Source organism: Aeromicrobium camelliae, assembly GCF_003850045.1.
Classification (GTDB): Bacteria; Actinomycetota; Actinomycetes; order Propionibacteriales; family Nocardioidaceae; genus Aeromicrobium; species Aeromicrobium camelliae.
In genome coordinates, this window is the sequence record NZ_RQJX01000002.1 from 208,957 (window position 1) to 223,363 (window position 14,407).

Below are 14,407 nucleotides of genomic sequence, written 5' to 3' on the forward strand. Positions count from 1 at the left end.
TGCCCGTTCCTCCACGCTTTCCTCACGCCAAGGAGTGCCATGACCGGCGTCCTCGACCGTTACTTCAAGATCTCCGAGCGCGGCTCGACGGTCGCCCGTGAACTCCGCGGCGGCCTCGTCACCTTCCTGACCATGGCCTACATCGTGGTGCTGAACCCGATCATCCTGTCCGGCGCGCCCGACGCGACCGGTGAGTACCTCGGCGGGGGGACCGAGCCGGGGGCCGGCTTCGCGACGATCGCCGCGGTGACGGCGCTCGTCGCCGGCGTGATGTCGATCGTCATGGGACTCGTCGCGAACTTCCCGCTCGCGATCGCTGCCGGTCTCGGTCTCAACGCCTTCGTCGCGTTCAGCGTCGCCTCGCAGATGACGTGGGCGGACGCGATGGGTCTGGTGGTCATCGAGGGCATCATCATCCTCATCCTGGTCCTCACCGGGTTCCGCAAGGCCGTCTTCGATGCCGTACCGCGCCAATTGAAGACCGCGATCGCCGTGGGGATCGGCCTGTTCATCACCCTGATCGGCCTCGTCAACGCCGGGTTCGTGCGGACCACGGGAGAGCCGTCGCCGCCGCTCGGACTGGGCATCGGCGGGTCGCTCAGCGGCTGGCCGGTCGCCGTCTTCTGCATCGGCCTTCTCGTGATGATCGGTCTGTACGCCAACAACGTCCGCGGCGCGATCCTCATCGGCATCGTCTTCACCACGATCCTTGCCGTCGTCGTCCAGGCGATCACCGATACGCCCAGCTCGCAGGAGTCGCCGACCGGCTGGAACCTCAACGTGCCCAGCGTTCCCAGCGAGATCGTCGCGAAGCCCGACTTCTCGCTGCTCGGCCAGTTCAACCTGCTCGGGTCCTTCGAGAGCGTGGGCGTCGTCGCGGCGATCCTGCTGGTCTTCTCGCTCATGCTGGCCGACTTCTTCGACACGATGGGCACCATGACCGCGGTGGGTGCCGAAGCCGGCCTGAACGATGAGGACGGTGCGCCCAAGAACACCCAGCGGATCCTCGTCGTCGACTCCCTCGGCGCAGTGGCCGGCGGTATGGGCAGCGTCTCCAGCAACACCGCGTACGTCGAGTCGGCCTCCGGAGTCGGCGACGGCGCCCGCACGGGCCTGGCGAGCGTCACGACCGGCGTGCTGTTCCTGCTCGCCACCCTCTTCACGCCGCTCGTGCAGGCGATCCCGAACGAGGCGGCGGTGGCGGCCCTCGTGGTCGTCGGGTTCCTGATGATGACGCAGGTCACCGGCATCGACTGGAGCGACCTGGAGATCGCGATCCCCGCGTTCTTGACGATCGTCCTGATGCCGTTCACCTACTCGATCACGGTCGGTATCGGCGCCGGCTTCCTCGCGTTCGTCTTCCTCAAGGTCGCCCGCGGCAAGATCCGCGAGATCCACGTCCTCATGTGGATCATCTCCGTGCTGTTCCTGATCTACTTCCTCATCGACCCGATCTCGAACCTGCTCGGCGTCTGACCCGGCTCGTCCCCAGATTTGCGCTACAACCGTTGACCCTGGCGGGTCCGCGTCAGCGGTTGGCGCGCAAATCTGGGTTCACCGGTACGGTGCTGACATGTTGATCGCACTGGGAGACAAGAAGCCGCAGGTGGCCGACTCGGCGTTCGTCGCAGCCAACGCCACCCTCGCCGGGAGCGTCGTCCTCGAGGAGGGCGCGAGCGTCTGGTACGGCGCGGTGCTGCGGGCCGACAACGAACCGATCGTCATCGGTCCGCGTTCGAACGTGCAGGACAACTGCGCCTTCCACGTGGACCGCGGCAAGCCGGTGACCCTCGGCGAGGGCGTGTCGGTGGGTCACGGGGCCATCATCCACGGCGCGACGGTCGGCGATCACGTCCTCGTCGGGATGGGCTCCATCATCATGAACGGCGCCGTCATCGGCGACGAGTCGCTCATCGCTGCCGGCGCGCTCGTGCCCGAGGGCATGGAGGTTCCGCCGCGTTCACTCGTCGCCGGCGTCCCTGGCAAGGTGCGCCGTGAGCTCAGCGAGGACGAGGTCGCCAAGCTGCATCGCAACGCCGCGATCTACGAGGAGCACCGCGAGTTGCACCGCCGGGGGACCGTCCTGGATTAAGCGCGTCTCAGGAGGTGGCAGGCGCCGCGGGTCCCCGGCGTGCCGGCGCCCTGCGGGACTGGCCGGTCTTGCGGTACAGCCTGGCGATGTGCCCCTCGACGGTTCGTCGTGACAGATGCAGACGTCCGGCGATCTCCGCATTGGTGAGCCCAGCGGCGATCAGTTCGCTCACCTGCTGCTCGCGCGGGGTCAGCGTCTCGCCGTTCGGCATGCCGGGTAGCCGGTGCAGCAGGGGATGTGCCGTCAGCCCCAACTCGTCCATGGCTCGCAGCGCCCTGGCCGCCGCAGCGCGCCGGATGGCCGCGGGAGCAGTGGGGGCGGCTCCCGCCTGGGTGGCTGCCTCAGCCGCGAGCAGACGAAGCCCCGCGTCGGCGAAGCGATCTGCGACGTCCAGCAGCGTCACGGCGTCCTCCGCTAGGAGAGCCTCCGCGTGTGCCAGCCGGAGCGCATGAAGCTCCCCGTCGAGGCTGTCGCGGAGAGCAAGCAGCGCGCGGGCAGCCCGACGCCGGCCGAACCGGATGGCCGCATGGAGTGTCTCGGCGGCGAAACCGGCATGCCCGTCCTCGACGAACGCTTGTGCTTCGTCCAGCGTCGTGCTGGCGGCGCGCGGGAGGTCGAGGGCGAGCCGTGCCGCCGCGACGCGGGCCTGGGAGCTACCCGCTACGGCGGCGCTGCTGCGAGGCGGGATGAGCGGGAACCGCCGGACGAACTCCCCGGCGGCGTTCTGCTCGCCGAGGAGTGCCGACGTCTCGGCGAGCAGCGCGACCAGGGCCTGTTCCATGCCCGAGGGATCGTTCTCGGGAACAGCGCCCGACGCTGCGAGGGCGATGCGGTGAGCGAGGCGCACCTCTCCGGTGGCCAGGTGCCAGGCGGCTCGCGCCACGTGGTAGGTCAACTGGTCGGGATGGTAGCCGCCGTGACGGGTGTCCTCCAGATGCCGGGCAAGCCGGACGAGGCGGGCCGGCCCCTCGCTGGAGATCGCGCACACGAAGTAGGCGCCGCGCAGTTCCTCCTTGAACCACGGCTCGGGCGAGGGCAGCACCATGGCGTTGACTCCCGCTCGGCGCACGCGAGCAAGACCGCGGCGCGGAGTGCCTCTGGCGGCTTCGCTGAGCGCTCTGGCGACAGTCACGCGGGCCCGAAGACCGCGCCGAGCGAAGCGCAGATCACCGCTGTCGTCCTCCATCTCCGCGGCCGCGTCCGATAGTCGTCCGCCGTAGGTGAGATGAAGGAGGCGATGGGCCGCGAGTTTGCCGCGCTCGCGTCGATCGGTCGCTTCGCCGCGCGCCCGCTCGAGTACGGCGAGAGCACCGTCGAGGTCGTTGCGCTGGTAGTGCAGGAGATCGGCGCGCAACGTGGCCGCCCGAGTCCTGAGCGCCGAGGCCTGCTCGACGCCGACCTCGGGCAGCAGCGCCGCGGCCTCATCCAGAGCTGTCTCAGCCTCATCCGCGTCGGGTAGGAAGCGCCACGCCCTCGCCGCCTGCAGATACAGGGTGCACCGTCGGGTAGCGGAGGCTCCGTCACGTTCGCCGACCTCGATCGCCAGGGTGTTGAGTTCGACCGCGGCCGACCATTCGTGGCGTTGCATCGTGCGCTCGAGGATCGCGTCGATCGTGGCGTCGTCGACATGGTGGCCGTTCCTGAGCGCCCAGCGCACGGCGTTCGGCGAGGGCTCATCGGCGAGGGCCGCGCGGTACGCCTGCGCGACGCGTGCCGGCGGGTTGAGCGCTCGCAGCGCATCCGCGACGAAGGGAGCGCGGAACTCCAGGCGGTGGTCGTCGGCGCGTCGACGCAGGATGCCCAAGGCGAGCCACTCCTCGGCGACCTCTCGCTCGTGGGAGGTGAGGCGGGAGGGTCTGATGGGTTCGGCGAGCGCGAGCCGGGCCGCCGTCGTGGCGTGTGGTAGCGCCATGACCGCGTTCTGGATCGCAACGTCACACAGCAGGCTCGTCAGCGCTCCGACGAGCTGCCAGCGGCCGTCGAGCAGCACCAGCAGACTGGCATCGCGGGCCGCCGAAGCGAGCCGGGTTACGACCGCGGGCACGAAGCCGGCCGCATGCCCGATGGCGCGCACGGCCGCCAGGTCGACCGGCGCATCGAGTCTGGCGACGAGCACGTCGTGGAGTTCGGCGATGGACAGCACGTCGACCGTGAGCACCTGACGGCGCACGAGTTCGTCGGTGGTCAACCACGCGGGAAGCCTGTTCAGTGAGGTCGTCGCCACGACCGTGCAGGTCCCCGAGGGAGGCGGCGCGGCCGGAACGTCCTCGGGACGTGCGAAGCACTGGATTCTCGCATTCGGGCGCCACCGGCCCGACGCGGCAACCTGCGCTTCGGGGAATTCGGCGGGCACGCGCACGGTGGCGACGGTGCGTGCGCCGTTACCCGGCTCGCCGAGGAGTATCAGGGCACTCCTCTCGTCGCCGTGGCGTGTTTCGAGGGCGTCGATCAACAGGTGCTCGACGGTGCGCCGAGCACAGTCCCGAGGCGTTGGCACGGCACCACCGTAAGGCATGGCTCGACGCAGGATCTGCGAAATCAGGTGGTCAGCACGCTATCGGCCGCGTTCCCGAGCCGCTGGACTGGTCGCTCCACCGCGTCTCATCGCGGGTTCAGTCACTTGCTGCCACAGGCAGCTCGTCACGGGGAGTTCGTTTTGCTCACTACTCTGATCAGCGCCGCGTCGAAGCGCGGACGCGCGGTCATGTCCATCATGGGGGCTCTTGCCCTCGTCTTCACATCCTTGCTGGTGGTGCAGAGTCCTGCGCACGCCGCCGGCCAAACCATGACCTTCACCTCGCCATCGGGTACCGCCTGGACGGTGCCGGACGGCGTCACCGAGGTGCAGGTGGTGATGGCCGGGGCTCGCGGCGGAAGCGGCACCGATATCGAGATCACGCGCGACGGCTTCGGCGGCCGCGGGTCCAAGGTGTCCTTCACTCTGCCGGTGCAGCCCGGACAGGTGCTGCGCGCCTACGGTTCGACCGAGGGAGGGCCGGTCGGTTCGCGACACGAGCCCGGTGCAGGCGGTCGCGGCTATCGTGCCGGCGGAGCCGGCAATACAGGATCGCTGGCGGCGAAGGCCGGCGGCGGCGGTGGCGGCGCCAGCGCACTGCTCGTTGATGGCTCCGTTGTCGCAGTCGCCGGTGGCGGTGGCGGCGGTGGCGGCCGTGGTGCCGCGATGGTGCTGTACCACGGCGGCGACGGTGGCGAGAACGGAGGCGCAGGCCAGGGCGGTTCCGGTGTTGGCAGCGGCGATGGCGGTGCCGGCAGCGTCCGAAGCGATGGACACGGCGGCCAGGGGGGCAACGCGGGAAGCAGCAGCTCGGCTGGCGGTGGCGGCGGCGGTGGCGGTGGCTACCGAGGCGGCAATGGCGGCGAGGGTGGCGGTGCCGGCGGTGGCGGCGGTGGCGGCGGTGGCGGCGGCAGCACCTGGCTTGCACCCGGTGTCAGCGCGGAGCGGGGCCTGGAAACCGGCCGGAGCTCCGGCTACGTGACGATCAGCTACAGCGATCCGACGGAGACGGTGCTGCAGCTGCCGGCGTCGGCCGTCGCCGGCGCGCCGGTATCGGCCCAGGTCGTGGTCAGGAACGTGATGGCGCCCGGCGAGGCGGTTCGGGGCAGGGTCGAGATCCGTCGCGGCGACGAGGTCATCGCGACCGGGACCGTGGTGAACGGTTCGGCTGTCATCAACCTGCCGGCACTCGGCGCTGGGGAGCATGTCCTGGTGGCCCGCTTCATCCCCGATGATGGCAGTGGTGTCGGCAGTTCCGAAGGCAGCGCCACCATCCATATCACCGCGGGGGTCTCTGCCACGGATCTGGACATCAGCACCTCGCAGGGTGTCTACGGTGAGCAGATCGAGCTCTTCGCCCGGACGCAGGCGATCGCTCCGGCTACCGGAGGTCTCGCGGGCGGCACGACGACGTTCTACGCGACGGACTCCCTGGTGCGGGACCCGGCGAACGACGAGATCGTCGATGAGGTGGCGACCCAGGCCAACGGTGATGCGTCCACGGTTCTCGTCGCCGAGGACGTGTCTGCTGCGCGATACTACTACGCGGTGTTCAGCGGTACCGAGAATCTGTCCGGCTCGACCTCACGGATCGTCAGTCTCACGATTGCTGCGGCGGACACCGCCACCGCGCTGTCTCTCGACGCCACGAGCGTTGAGTACGGCCAGTCCGTGGTGGCCTCCGTCGACGTCGAGGCACTCCAGCCCTCGAACGCCGTGGTGGACGAGGGAGAGGTCGAGTTCACCGTCGACGGCGTCTCGGCGGGCGTCGCGACCGTGAACGCCGAGGGCCGGGCGACGCTGACGTTGTCCGGACTGGGCGTCGGTGAGTACGAGGTCGTGGCATCGTATAGCGGAAGTGCGAGGTTTGGATCGTCGGTGTCGCAGTCGGCCACGTTGCGAGTGAGTGCCGTGCCGACGCGGACCGAGATCGTGATCGATCCTGCCGACTCCACGGTCTACGGCGCGCCGGTGACCCTGGAGGCCCGCGTGAGCGCGGCCACTTCGGCGGCGGGCGCGCCCGACGGCCTGGTGGCCTTCACCGTCGACGGCGCACTGCTGGGCACGGCCGAACTGGCCGATGGAGTCGCGCAGTGGTCCGTCGCGCACCTGCCCGTGGGGGTCGCGACGATCAAGGCGGCTTACGTTGGCTCGGGGAACTTCTCGGGATCGACGTCGGAGTCGGTGGAGTACGAGATCGTCGCCGCGAGCACGTCGATCGTCGCCTCGGTCGAGCCGGATAGCACCCGCTACGGCCAGCCGGTCCGTCTGTCCGCGGTGGTGGAGTCGCTCGCTCCGAGCGAGGCTGTGCCGTCCGGGACGGTGGAGTTCCTCGTCGACGATGAGCCGGTCGGCTATGGCGAGCCGGTCGAGACGACGGCGCCGTCCGAAGCGCCGCGTGCCGAGTACGCCCTCGAACTCGACGACCTTCCCGTGGGTGAGCATGAGGTGACCGCGGTCTTCGACGGGGGAGCGGAGTTCGGGTCCGCCTCGGCGGACGCGGTGCCCTTCGAGGTGGCGCCCTGGGCGACCACGGTCGAGCTCGAGGCCGAACCGGCCAGCATCGTCGAAGATGCCTCAAGCACACTCACCGCGACGGTGCGAGCAGGCGTCGCGGACGGCGAGGAGGCTCCGACGCCGACGGGTGTGGTGAGGTTCGTCGTGAACGGTGAGCCGGTCGGTGAGTCGGTCGCCGTCGATGACGACGCAGTGGCGACGACGCGGCTGTCAGATCTTGCCGTCGGCGACCACGAGGTCGTGGCCGTCTATGAGCCGGCTGACGAGACCGCTCAGCCGTCTGAATCGTCGCCGGTGACGCTCACCGTGACCGCCTCGCCCTCCGGCGGCGGAGACGACGGCGGCGGTGGCGGTCGGGTCGGCGACGGCGGTGGTACGGGCAATCAGCCGTCCGGCGACGGCAGTCGGTCGGGCCTCGGCTCCATCGGCAAGATCCTGCCGACGACAGGCGCACCGGTCACGCTGACGGCCCTCGGAGCCCTGGCGGCCCTCCTCCTGGCCGGCGGCGGTCTGCTGACGTCCCGACGCCGGTAGCGGAACAACGCGTTGAGTGTGACGTTCGGCGGCTAGATCACCGGTTTTCGGCCGCCAAACGTCACACTCAGCGCGTGTTCAGCGGTGCTCGACGACGTAGTCGATGCAGCGGGTGAGGGCGGTGATGTCGTCGGGCTCGACCGCGGGGAACATCGCGACCCGCAGCTGGTTGCGGTTCAGGCCGCGGTACCCCGCGACGTCGACGATGCCGTTCTCGCGCAACGCGGCCACGACCTCGACGGCGGGAACCTCATCGGCCAGGTCGATGGTGGCGACCACGAGGGAGCGTTCCGCCGAATTGGTCACGAACGGCGTCGCATAGTGGCTGGCCTCGGCCCAGGCGTAGAGGCGGCTGCTGGACTCTCGGGTGCGCGAGACCGCCCAGTCGAGTCCGCCGCGCTCGAGCATCCACTGCAGCTGCTGGTCGAGCAGGAACAGGGTCGCCACGGCCGGGGTGTTGTACGTCTGGTCCTTGCGGGAGTTCTCGATCGCGACCGGCAGGTCGATGAACCCGGGGATGTGGCGCCCCGAAGCCTTGATCTGGTGTGCTCGCTCGATCGCGGCGGGGCTCATGAGTGCGATCCACAGGCCGCCGTCGGAGGCGAAGGACTTCTGCGGTGCGAAGTAGTACACGTCGGCCTGAGTGATGTCCACCGGCAGGCCTCCGGCACCCGATGTGGCATCGATGAGGACGAGGGCGTCGGAGTCGATCTGCTCGGGGCGTGACACCGGCACCATGACACCGGTCGAGGTCTCATTGTGAGCCCAGGCGTAGGCGTCCACGCCGGTGGTCGCGATCGGGTCCGGATGGGTGCTCGGATCTGACTCGTGGAGAACAGGAGCAGCCAGGAACGGGGCTCGCTGCACGGCGGTGGCGAACTTGCGGGTGAACTCCCCGTGGACGAGGTGCTGGCTGCGTTCGCGGATCAGGCCGAACGTCGCCGCGTCGAAGAAGGCGTGAGAACCGCCGACGCCGAGAACGACCTCATAGCCGTCGGGCAGGGTGAAGAGCCTGGACAGCCCTTCGCGGACGCTGGCCACGAGCCCTTTGACCGGGGCGGCTCGATGCGATGTGCCGAGGAGGGAGGTGCCGGTGGCGGCGAGGGCTTCGATTGCTTCGGTGCGGACCTTGGACGGACCGGAGCCGAACCGCCCGTCGGCGGGCAGCATCTCCGCGGGGATCTTCACGCCCAGCACTCTACGCGCGAGCCCGCAGTCACTCGAGCAGCACCCGAGAGAATGAGAGTCGAGTGCGACCTCTCTGCTTCGATCGTGTCACCCCATCCGCCACCGGCGCTTGAGCCTGGAACATGGGCCGAACCCTCCTCACCGAATATGCCGTGGTCTGCAGGCCCGTGTGTTATGCCTCACTTTGCGCCTGTCCGGGGGTGGGTGAGTGTCCCCCATCACGTTCGATTCCGTACGATGCCGCCATGGCACCCGAGCAGACCGTTCCGCTGGCCGAGGGCGTGAGCCACGACCTCGCCGAGTGGGAGAAAGCGACGGCGGCCGTGCTGCGCAAGACGCGCAAGCTGGCCGAGGACGCCCCCGACTCCGACGTGTGGGATCTTCTCGCGACGCGGACCCTCGACGGCATCAGCGTGACGCCGCTGGGGACTCCGGCGCTGACGGAGGACCTGCCCGAAGCGGGACTGCCGGGCCAGTCGCCCTTCACCCGCGGTGCTGTCGCCGCGCGCACCGAGCTCGACGGCTGGGACGTGCGCGGATGGTTCATCGACCCCAGCACCGACGCCGACGCGGTGAGCGCCGAGCTGGAGAACGGTGCCAACTCGCTGTGGCTCACCGTGGGGGAGGAGGGCATCGCCCCCGACCGGCTCGCGGCCCTGCTCGAGCCCGTCTTCCTCGACCTCGCTCCCGTGATCCTGGACGCCCCGACGGCCACTCGCGCCGCCGCCGAGGCCTTCCTCAGCGTGCTCGAAGACAAGGCCGTCGAGGCGCATCGCGGCACCAACCTCGGTGCCGATCCGCTCGGCAACGCCCTTCGCGGCCGCGGCGACACCGCGCTCGACGTAGCCGTCGACCTCGCCCGCATCGCGAAGGCCCGCGGGATCCGCGGCGTGGTCGTCGATGCCACCGCCGCCCACGATCTGGGCGCGTCGGACGTGCAGGAACTCGCCTACTCGCTCTACGCGGGTGTCACCTATCTGCGAGCCCTCACCGAGGCCGGTCTCTCGGCGAACGAGGCGGCCGAGCAGCTCGAGTTCCGGTACGCGGCCACCGACGAGCAGTTCCCCACGATCGCCAAGCTGCGTGCCGCCCGTCGCCTGTGGGATCGCGTCGGCCAGCTCAGCGAGATCGTCGAACCGGCGCGTGCGCAGCGACAGCACGCGGTCACGTCCCGGCCGATGATGTGCCGCTACGACAGCTACACCAACATGCTCCGCACCACGGTCGCGACCTTCGCCGCCGGTGTCGGCGGGGCGGACGCCGTCACCACGCTGCCGTTCGACGAGCCGCTCGGTCTCCCCACGCCGTTCAGCCGCCGCATCGCCCGCAACACGTCCGCGCTCCTCATCAGCGAGTCGCACGTCGCCGCAGTGACCGATCCCGCCGGTGGCGCCCACGCCGTGGAGAAGCTGACCGACGACATCGCTCGCGCTGCGTGGGAGCTCTTCGGTGAACTCGACGCCGCCGACGGCACCGACGCGGCACTCGCGATCCTCCGGGACCGGATCGAGGCCACCGCGAGCGAGCGGGCCCTGCAGATCGCCCGTCGCAAGCGCCCGATCACCGGCGTCAGCGAGTTCCCCAACCTGCAGGAGAAGCTGCCCGAGCGCGCGCCGTACCCGGTGCCGCTGGCCGTCCACCGCTACGCCGGCGAGTTCGAGGCGATGCGCGACGAGCCGGCCGAGCAGCCCGTGTTCCTCGCGACGATGGGCCCGATCGCCCAGCACACCGCCCGCGCCTCCTTCGCCGCGAACCTGCTCGCGGCCGGCGGCATCCATCACGCGGTGGCCGGTGCGACCGACGGCGTCGAGCAGGTCATCGACTCCTACCGTGAAGCCGGCGGTCCCGAGGTGGTGTGCGTCGCCGGACACGACAACGCCTACGACGAGTGGGGCGCCGAGCTCGTCACCGCTCTTCGCAAGGCCGGCGCCCGACATGTGATCGTCGCCGGCAAGACCGACATCGGAGCGGACGACAGCGTCGCAGCCGGACTCGACGCCCTCGCGTTCCTCCGTCGCACCCGGGAGGTGCTCAGCGCATGACCATCCCGTCCAGCTTCCAGGGGCTCCCATTCGATCCCGAGCGGCCCGCATCGCCCGACCCGGAGGCGTACGCACGCGCGACCGACGGTGCCGAGCCCTGGGCGTCGCCCGAGGGTATCGACGTCAAGCGGCTCTACACGCCCGACGACATCGCGGGCCTCGATGCGCTCGACACTTACCCGGGCCTCACGCCGTTCCTGCGCGGGCCATACCCCGCGATGTACACGACGCAACCGTGGACCATCCGTCAGTACGCCGGGTTCTCCACCGCCGAGGAGTCGAACGCGTTCTATCGGCGTAATCTCGCGGCCGGGCAGAAGGGTCTCTCCGTCGCGTTCGACCTCGCGACGCACCGCGGATACGACTCGGACAACCCGCGTGTGGTCGGCGACGTCGGCATGGCCGGCGTCGCGATCGACTCGATCTACGACACGCGCAAGCTCTTCGAGGGCATCCCACTGGACCAGATGAGCGTCTCGATGACGATGAACGGCGCGGTGCTGCCGGTCATGGCGCTCTACATCGTGGCGGCTGAGGAGCAGGGCGTGAAGCCCGAGCAGCTGGCCGGGACCATCCAGAACGACATCCTCAAGGAGTTCATGGTCCGCAACACGTACATCTACCCGCCGGCGCCGTCGATGCGGATCATCTCCGACATCTTCGCGTACACGGCGGCCAAGATGCCGCGGTTCAACTCCATCAGCATCTCCGGCTACCACATCCAGGAGGCCGGAGCGACGAACGACCTCGAGCTCGCCTACACCCTCGCCGACGGCGTCGAGTACATCCGCGCGGGACTCGACGTCGGACTCGACATCGACGCGTTCGCGCCGCGGCTGAGCTTCTTCTGGGCGATCGGCATGAACTTCTACATGGAGATCGCCAAGATGCGCGCCGCGCGTGCGCTCTGGGCGCGGCTCGTGCGGCAGTTCGACCCGCAGAACCCCAAGTCGCTCAGCCTGCGCACCCACTCGCAGACGTCCGGCTGGAGCCTCACCGCGCAGGACGTCTTCAACAACGTCCAGCGCACGGCGATCGAGGCGATGGCGGCCACGCAGGGTCACACGCAGAGCCTGCACACCAACGCGCTCGACGAAGCGATCGCGCTGCCGACCGACTTCAGTGCCCGCATCGCGCGCAACACGCAGCTGTTGCTGCAGCAGGAGTCCGGCACCACGAACATCATCGATCCGTGGGGCGGCTCCTACTACGTTGAGCGTCTGACGCACGACCTCGCGACCCGCGCCTGGGCGCACATCGAGGAGGTCGAGGCGGCCGGCGGCATGGCCAAGGCCATCGAGGAGGGCATCCCGAAGATGCGCGTCGAGGAGGCGGCCGCCCGCACGCAGGCCCGCATCGACTCCGGTCAGCAGGCGGTCATCGGCGTCAACACGTACCGCGTGCCCGACGACGAGCCGGTCGAGGTGCTCAAGGTCGACAACAAGGCCGTGCTCCAGCAGCAGCTCGCCAAGCTCGAACGGCTCCGCGCCGAGCGCAATGAGGACGACGTCCGCCGCACCCTCGAGGCGCTCACCAACAGTGCGGAGCGGGGCGCCGGTCGCGACGGTTCGCTCGACGGCAACCTGTTGGCCCTCGCGGTCGACGCCGCCCGGGCCAAGGCCACCGTCGGGGAGATCAGCGACGCTCTCGAGAAGGTCTACGGGCGCCACCAAGCCGTCATCCGTACGATCTCTGGTGTGTACCGCAGCGAGTCCGGCGGAACCGGCGACATCCAGCGCGTGATCGAGGCGACCGACGCCTTCGAGCAGGCCGAGGGCCGGCGCCCGCGCATCCTCGTGGCGAAGATGGGCCAGGACGGCCACGATCGCGGTCAGAAGGTCATCGTCACGGCGTTCGCCGACATGGGCTTCGACGTCGACGTGGGCCCGCTGTTCTCGACCCCGGAGGAGGTCGCCCAGCAGGCCGTCGACGCCGACGTGCACATCGTGGGTGTCTCCTCCCTGGCGGCCGGGCACCTCACCTTGCTGCCCGCGCTCAAGCAGGCCCTGGCCGAGCTCGGGCGCGAGGACATCATGGTGGTCATCGGCGGCGTGATCCCGCCCGACGACGTGCCTGCCCTGAAGGAGATGGGCGCGGCCGAGGTGTTCCTGCCCGGGACGGTCATCGCCGATTCGGCGCTCACGCTGCTCGACAAGCTCCGCTCGCAGCTGCAGCACTGATGGCAGCCGTCGACGTCCAGGCACTCGTCGAGGGGGTGCGCGCGGGACAGCGCGGTGCGGTGTCGCGGGCGATCACGCTCGTCGAGTCGCGTCGTTCCGACCACCGCGCGGCTGCTCGGGAGCTGCTGACCGAGCTCGCGCCTCACGCCGGGGGCGCGGTGCGCGTCGGCATCTCCGGAGTTCCAGGCGTCGGCAAGTCGACGTTCATCGAGGCCCTCGGCGGTTACCTGACCGGCCGCGATCAGCAGGTCGGCGTGCTCGCGGTCGACCCGTCGAGCGTCCGCACCGGCGGCTCGGTGTTGGGCGACAAGACCCGGATGGCGACGCTGTCGACCGACCCGAAGGCCTACATCCGCCCCTCGCCGAGCGCCGGCACGCTCGGCGGGGTCGCCCGCGCGACGAGCCAGGCACTGACGATCCTCGAGGCGGCCGGCTACGACGTCGTCCTCGTCGAGACCGTCGGAGTCGGGCAATCGGAGATCACCGTCGCGGGGATGGTCGACACTTTCCTGTTCCTCACCCTCGCGCGCACGGGCGATCAGCTCCAGGGCATCAAGAAGGGGATCCTCGAGATCGCCGACGTCATCGCGGTCAACAAGGCGGACGGCGAACGCGTCAAGGAGGCCGAGGCGACCGCTCGCGATCTTGCTGGGGCCCTACGGCTCGTCTACGCCGGCACGCAGGACTGGGTGCCGCCGGTGCTGACCTGCTCCGCGATCGAGGGCACCGGCATCGGCACCGTCTGGAACCGGATCATCCGGCATCGCGAGTTCCTGGGCGCCCGGGGTGTGGCCGAGAAGCGCGCTCGACAGCAGCTCGACTTCGTCTGGACGCTGGTGCGCGACGAGATCGACCAGCGACTGCGTAGCGACGAGAACGTCGCGGCGGTCCGCGCGTCCCTGCGCGAGCGGGTGCTCAACGGCGACCTGCCCGCGGTCGCTGCGGCCGACGAGATCCTCCGCGCCTACGACAGCTGAGGCGCTCGGGCGCGCCACGCGTCCTCGATCACCTCGGCCAGTTCGTCCACACCGATCCGTTCCAGCCGCACCAGGACGCTTGCGTGACCGGCGTAGTGGTCGATGGTGAAGAACACGTCCGGGTCGCTCGCCAACAGCGCCTCGCGCTCGCCCAGGTCGCTGCACCACGCCACGAGGGCTTCGGGCTTGTCGCGCAAACGCAGGAAGATCCTGCCGCCGGCGTAGAACGCCGGAGTTCCGTACGCCGTCCGCTCCTCGACGCCCGGCAGCGCGAGCGCCAGCCGTCGCACGTCGTCTTCGGTCGCCACGTCCTCACTGTGGCACGACGAAGCCCGCTGAGGCGAGGGGCTAGCGGGATCGGG

At 69.8% G+C, this 14,407-nt stretch carries 9 protein-coding genes; 6 read left to right on the forward strand and 3 right to left on the reverse strand.

What is annotated here, in order from left to right:
* Positions 1-39 precede the first annotated feature (39 nt).
* Together EHW97_RS02710 and EHW97_RS02715 are read left to right on the forward strand one after the other, a co-directional pair.
* Positions 40-1,476 carry an NCS2 family permease gene (locus tag EHW97_RS02710; protein ID WP_124235622.1) on the forward strand — a complete coding sequence of 479 codons (1,437 nt, stop codon included), beginning with the start codon at positions 40-42 and terminating at the stop codon, positions 1,474-1,476.
* 97 nt (positions 1,477-1,573) lie between these two features.
* Entirely contained in the window at positions 1,574-2,092 is a 519-nt protein-coding gene (locus EHW97_RS02715) for a gamma carbonic anhydrase family protein (RefSeq protein WP_124235623.1), read from the forward strand.
* 7 nt (positions 2,093-2,099) lie between these two features.
* On the opposite strand, the gene EHW97_RS02720 is transcribed toward EHW97_RS02715, so the two are convergent.
* On the reverse strand, positions 2,100-4,589 hold the full coding sequence (locus EHW97_RS02720; RefSeq protein WP_124235624.1) for a helix-turn-helix domain-containing protein: 2,490 nt from the start codon (positions 4,587-4,589) through the stop codon (positions 2,100-2,102).
* A gap of 159 nt (positions 4,590-4,748) precedes the next feature.
* On the opposite strand from EHW97_RS02720, the gene EHW97_RS02725 reads away from it, so the two are divergent.
* A complete protein-coding gene (locus EHW97_RS02725) occupies positions 4,749-7,658 on the forward strand; it encodes an Ig-like domain-containing protein (protein ID WP_166367358.1) in 2,910 nt (969 codons plus the stop codon).
* A gap of 78 nt (positions 7,659-7,736) precedes the next feature.
* Here EHW97_RS02725 and serC read toward each other — a convergent pair whose 3' ends face one another.
* Positions 7,737-8,846 (reverse strand): phosphoserine transaminase, encoded by a 1,110-nt coding sequence (gene serC / locus EHW97_RS02730; protein ID WP_465252549.1) that lies wholly within the window; start codon positions 8,844-8,846, stop codon positions 7,737-7,739.
* Between the two features lie 245 nt (positions 8,847-9,091).
* On the opposite strand from serC, the gene EHW97_RS02735 reads away from it, so the two are divergent.
* Genes EHW97_RS02735 through meaB form a run of 3 tightly spaced genes read left to right on the forward strand, consistent with a single transcriptional unit; the run spans position 9,092 to position 14,045 of the window.
* Positions 9,092-10,888: a methylmalonyl-CoA mutase subunit beta gene (locus EHW97_RS02735; protein WP_124235627.1), complete on the forward strand. Its 1,797-nt coding sequence runs from the start codon at positions 9,092-9,094 to the stop codon at positions 10,886-10,888.
* Positions 10,885-13,068 carry a methylmalonyl-CoA mutase gene (gene scpA, locus EHW97_RS02740; protein ID WP_124235628.1) on the forward strand — a complete coding sequence of 728 codons (2,184 nt, stop codon included), beginning with the start codon at positions 10,885-10,887 and terminating at the stop codon, positions 13,066-13,068. The genes EHW97_RS02735 and scpA overlap by 4 nt, the downstream gene beginning before the upstream one ends.
* Positions 13,068-14,045, forward strand: a complete 978-nt coding sequence (meaB, locus tag EHW97_RS02745) for a methylmalonyl Co-A mutase-associated GTPase MeaB (RefSeq protein ID WP_124235629.1) — start codon at positions 13,068-13,070, stop codon at positions 14,043-14,045. The genes scpA and meaB overlap by 1 nt, the downstream gene beginning before the upstream one ends.
* On the opposite strand, the gene EHW97_RS02750 is transcribed toward meaB, so the two are convergent.
* Positions 14,033-14,353, reverse strand: coding sequence for an MmcQ/YjbR family DNA-binding protein (locus EHW97_RS02750; protein WP_243696272.1), 321 nt, complete (start codon positions 14,351-14,353; stop codon positions 14,033-14,035). The two genes, meaB and EHW97_RS02750, sit on opposite strands and share 13 nt — an antisense overlap.
* Positions 14,354-14,407: the final 54 nt, after the last annotated feature.

Bases quoted from the DNA above. Each gene is read 5' to 3' on its own strand.
- EHW97_RS02710 (WP_124235622.1), top strand. From the start codon at position 40: ATGACCGGCGTCCTCGACCGTTACTTCAAGATCTCCGAGCGCGGCTCG.
- EHW97_RS02735 (WP_124235627.1), top strand. From the start codon at position 9,092: ATGGCACCCGAGCAGACCGTTCCGCTGGCCGAGGGCGTGAGCCACGAC.
- EHW97_RS02715 (WP_124235623.1), top strand. From the start codon at position 1,574: ATGTTGATCGCACTGGGAGACAAGAAGCCGCAGGTGGCCGACTCGGCG.
- scpA (WP_124235628.1), top strand. From the start codon at position 10,885: ATGACCATCCCGTCCAGCTTCCAGGGGCTCCCATTCGATCCCGAGCGG.
- meaB (WP_124235629.1), top strand. From the start codon at position 13,068: ATGGCAGCCGTCGACGTCCAGGCACTCGTCGAGGGGGTGCGCGCGGGA.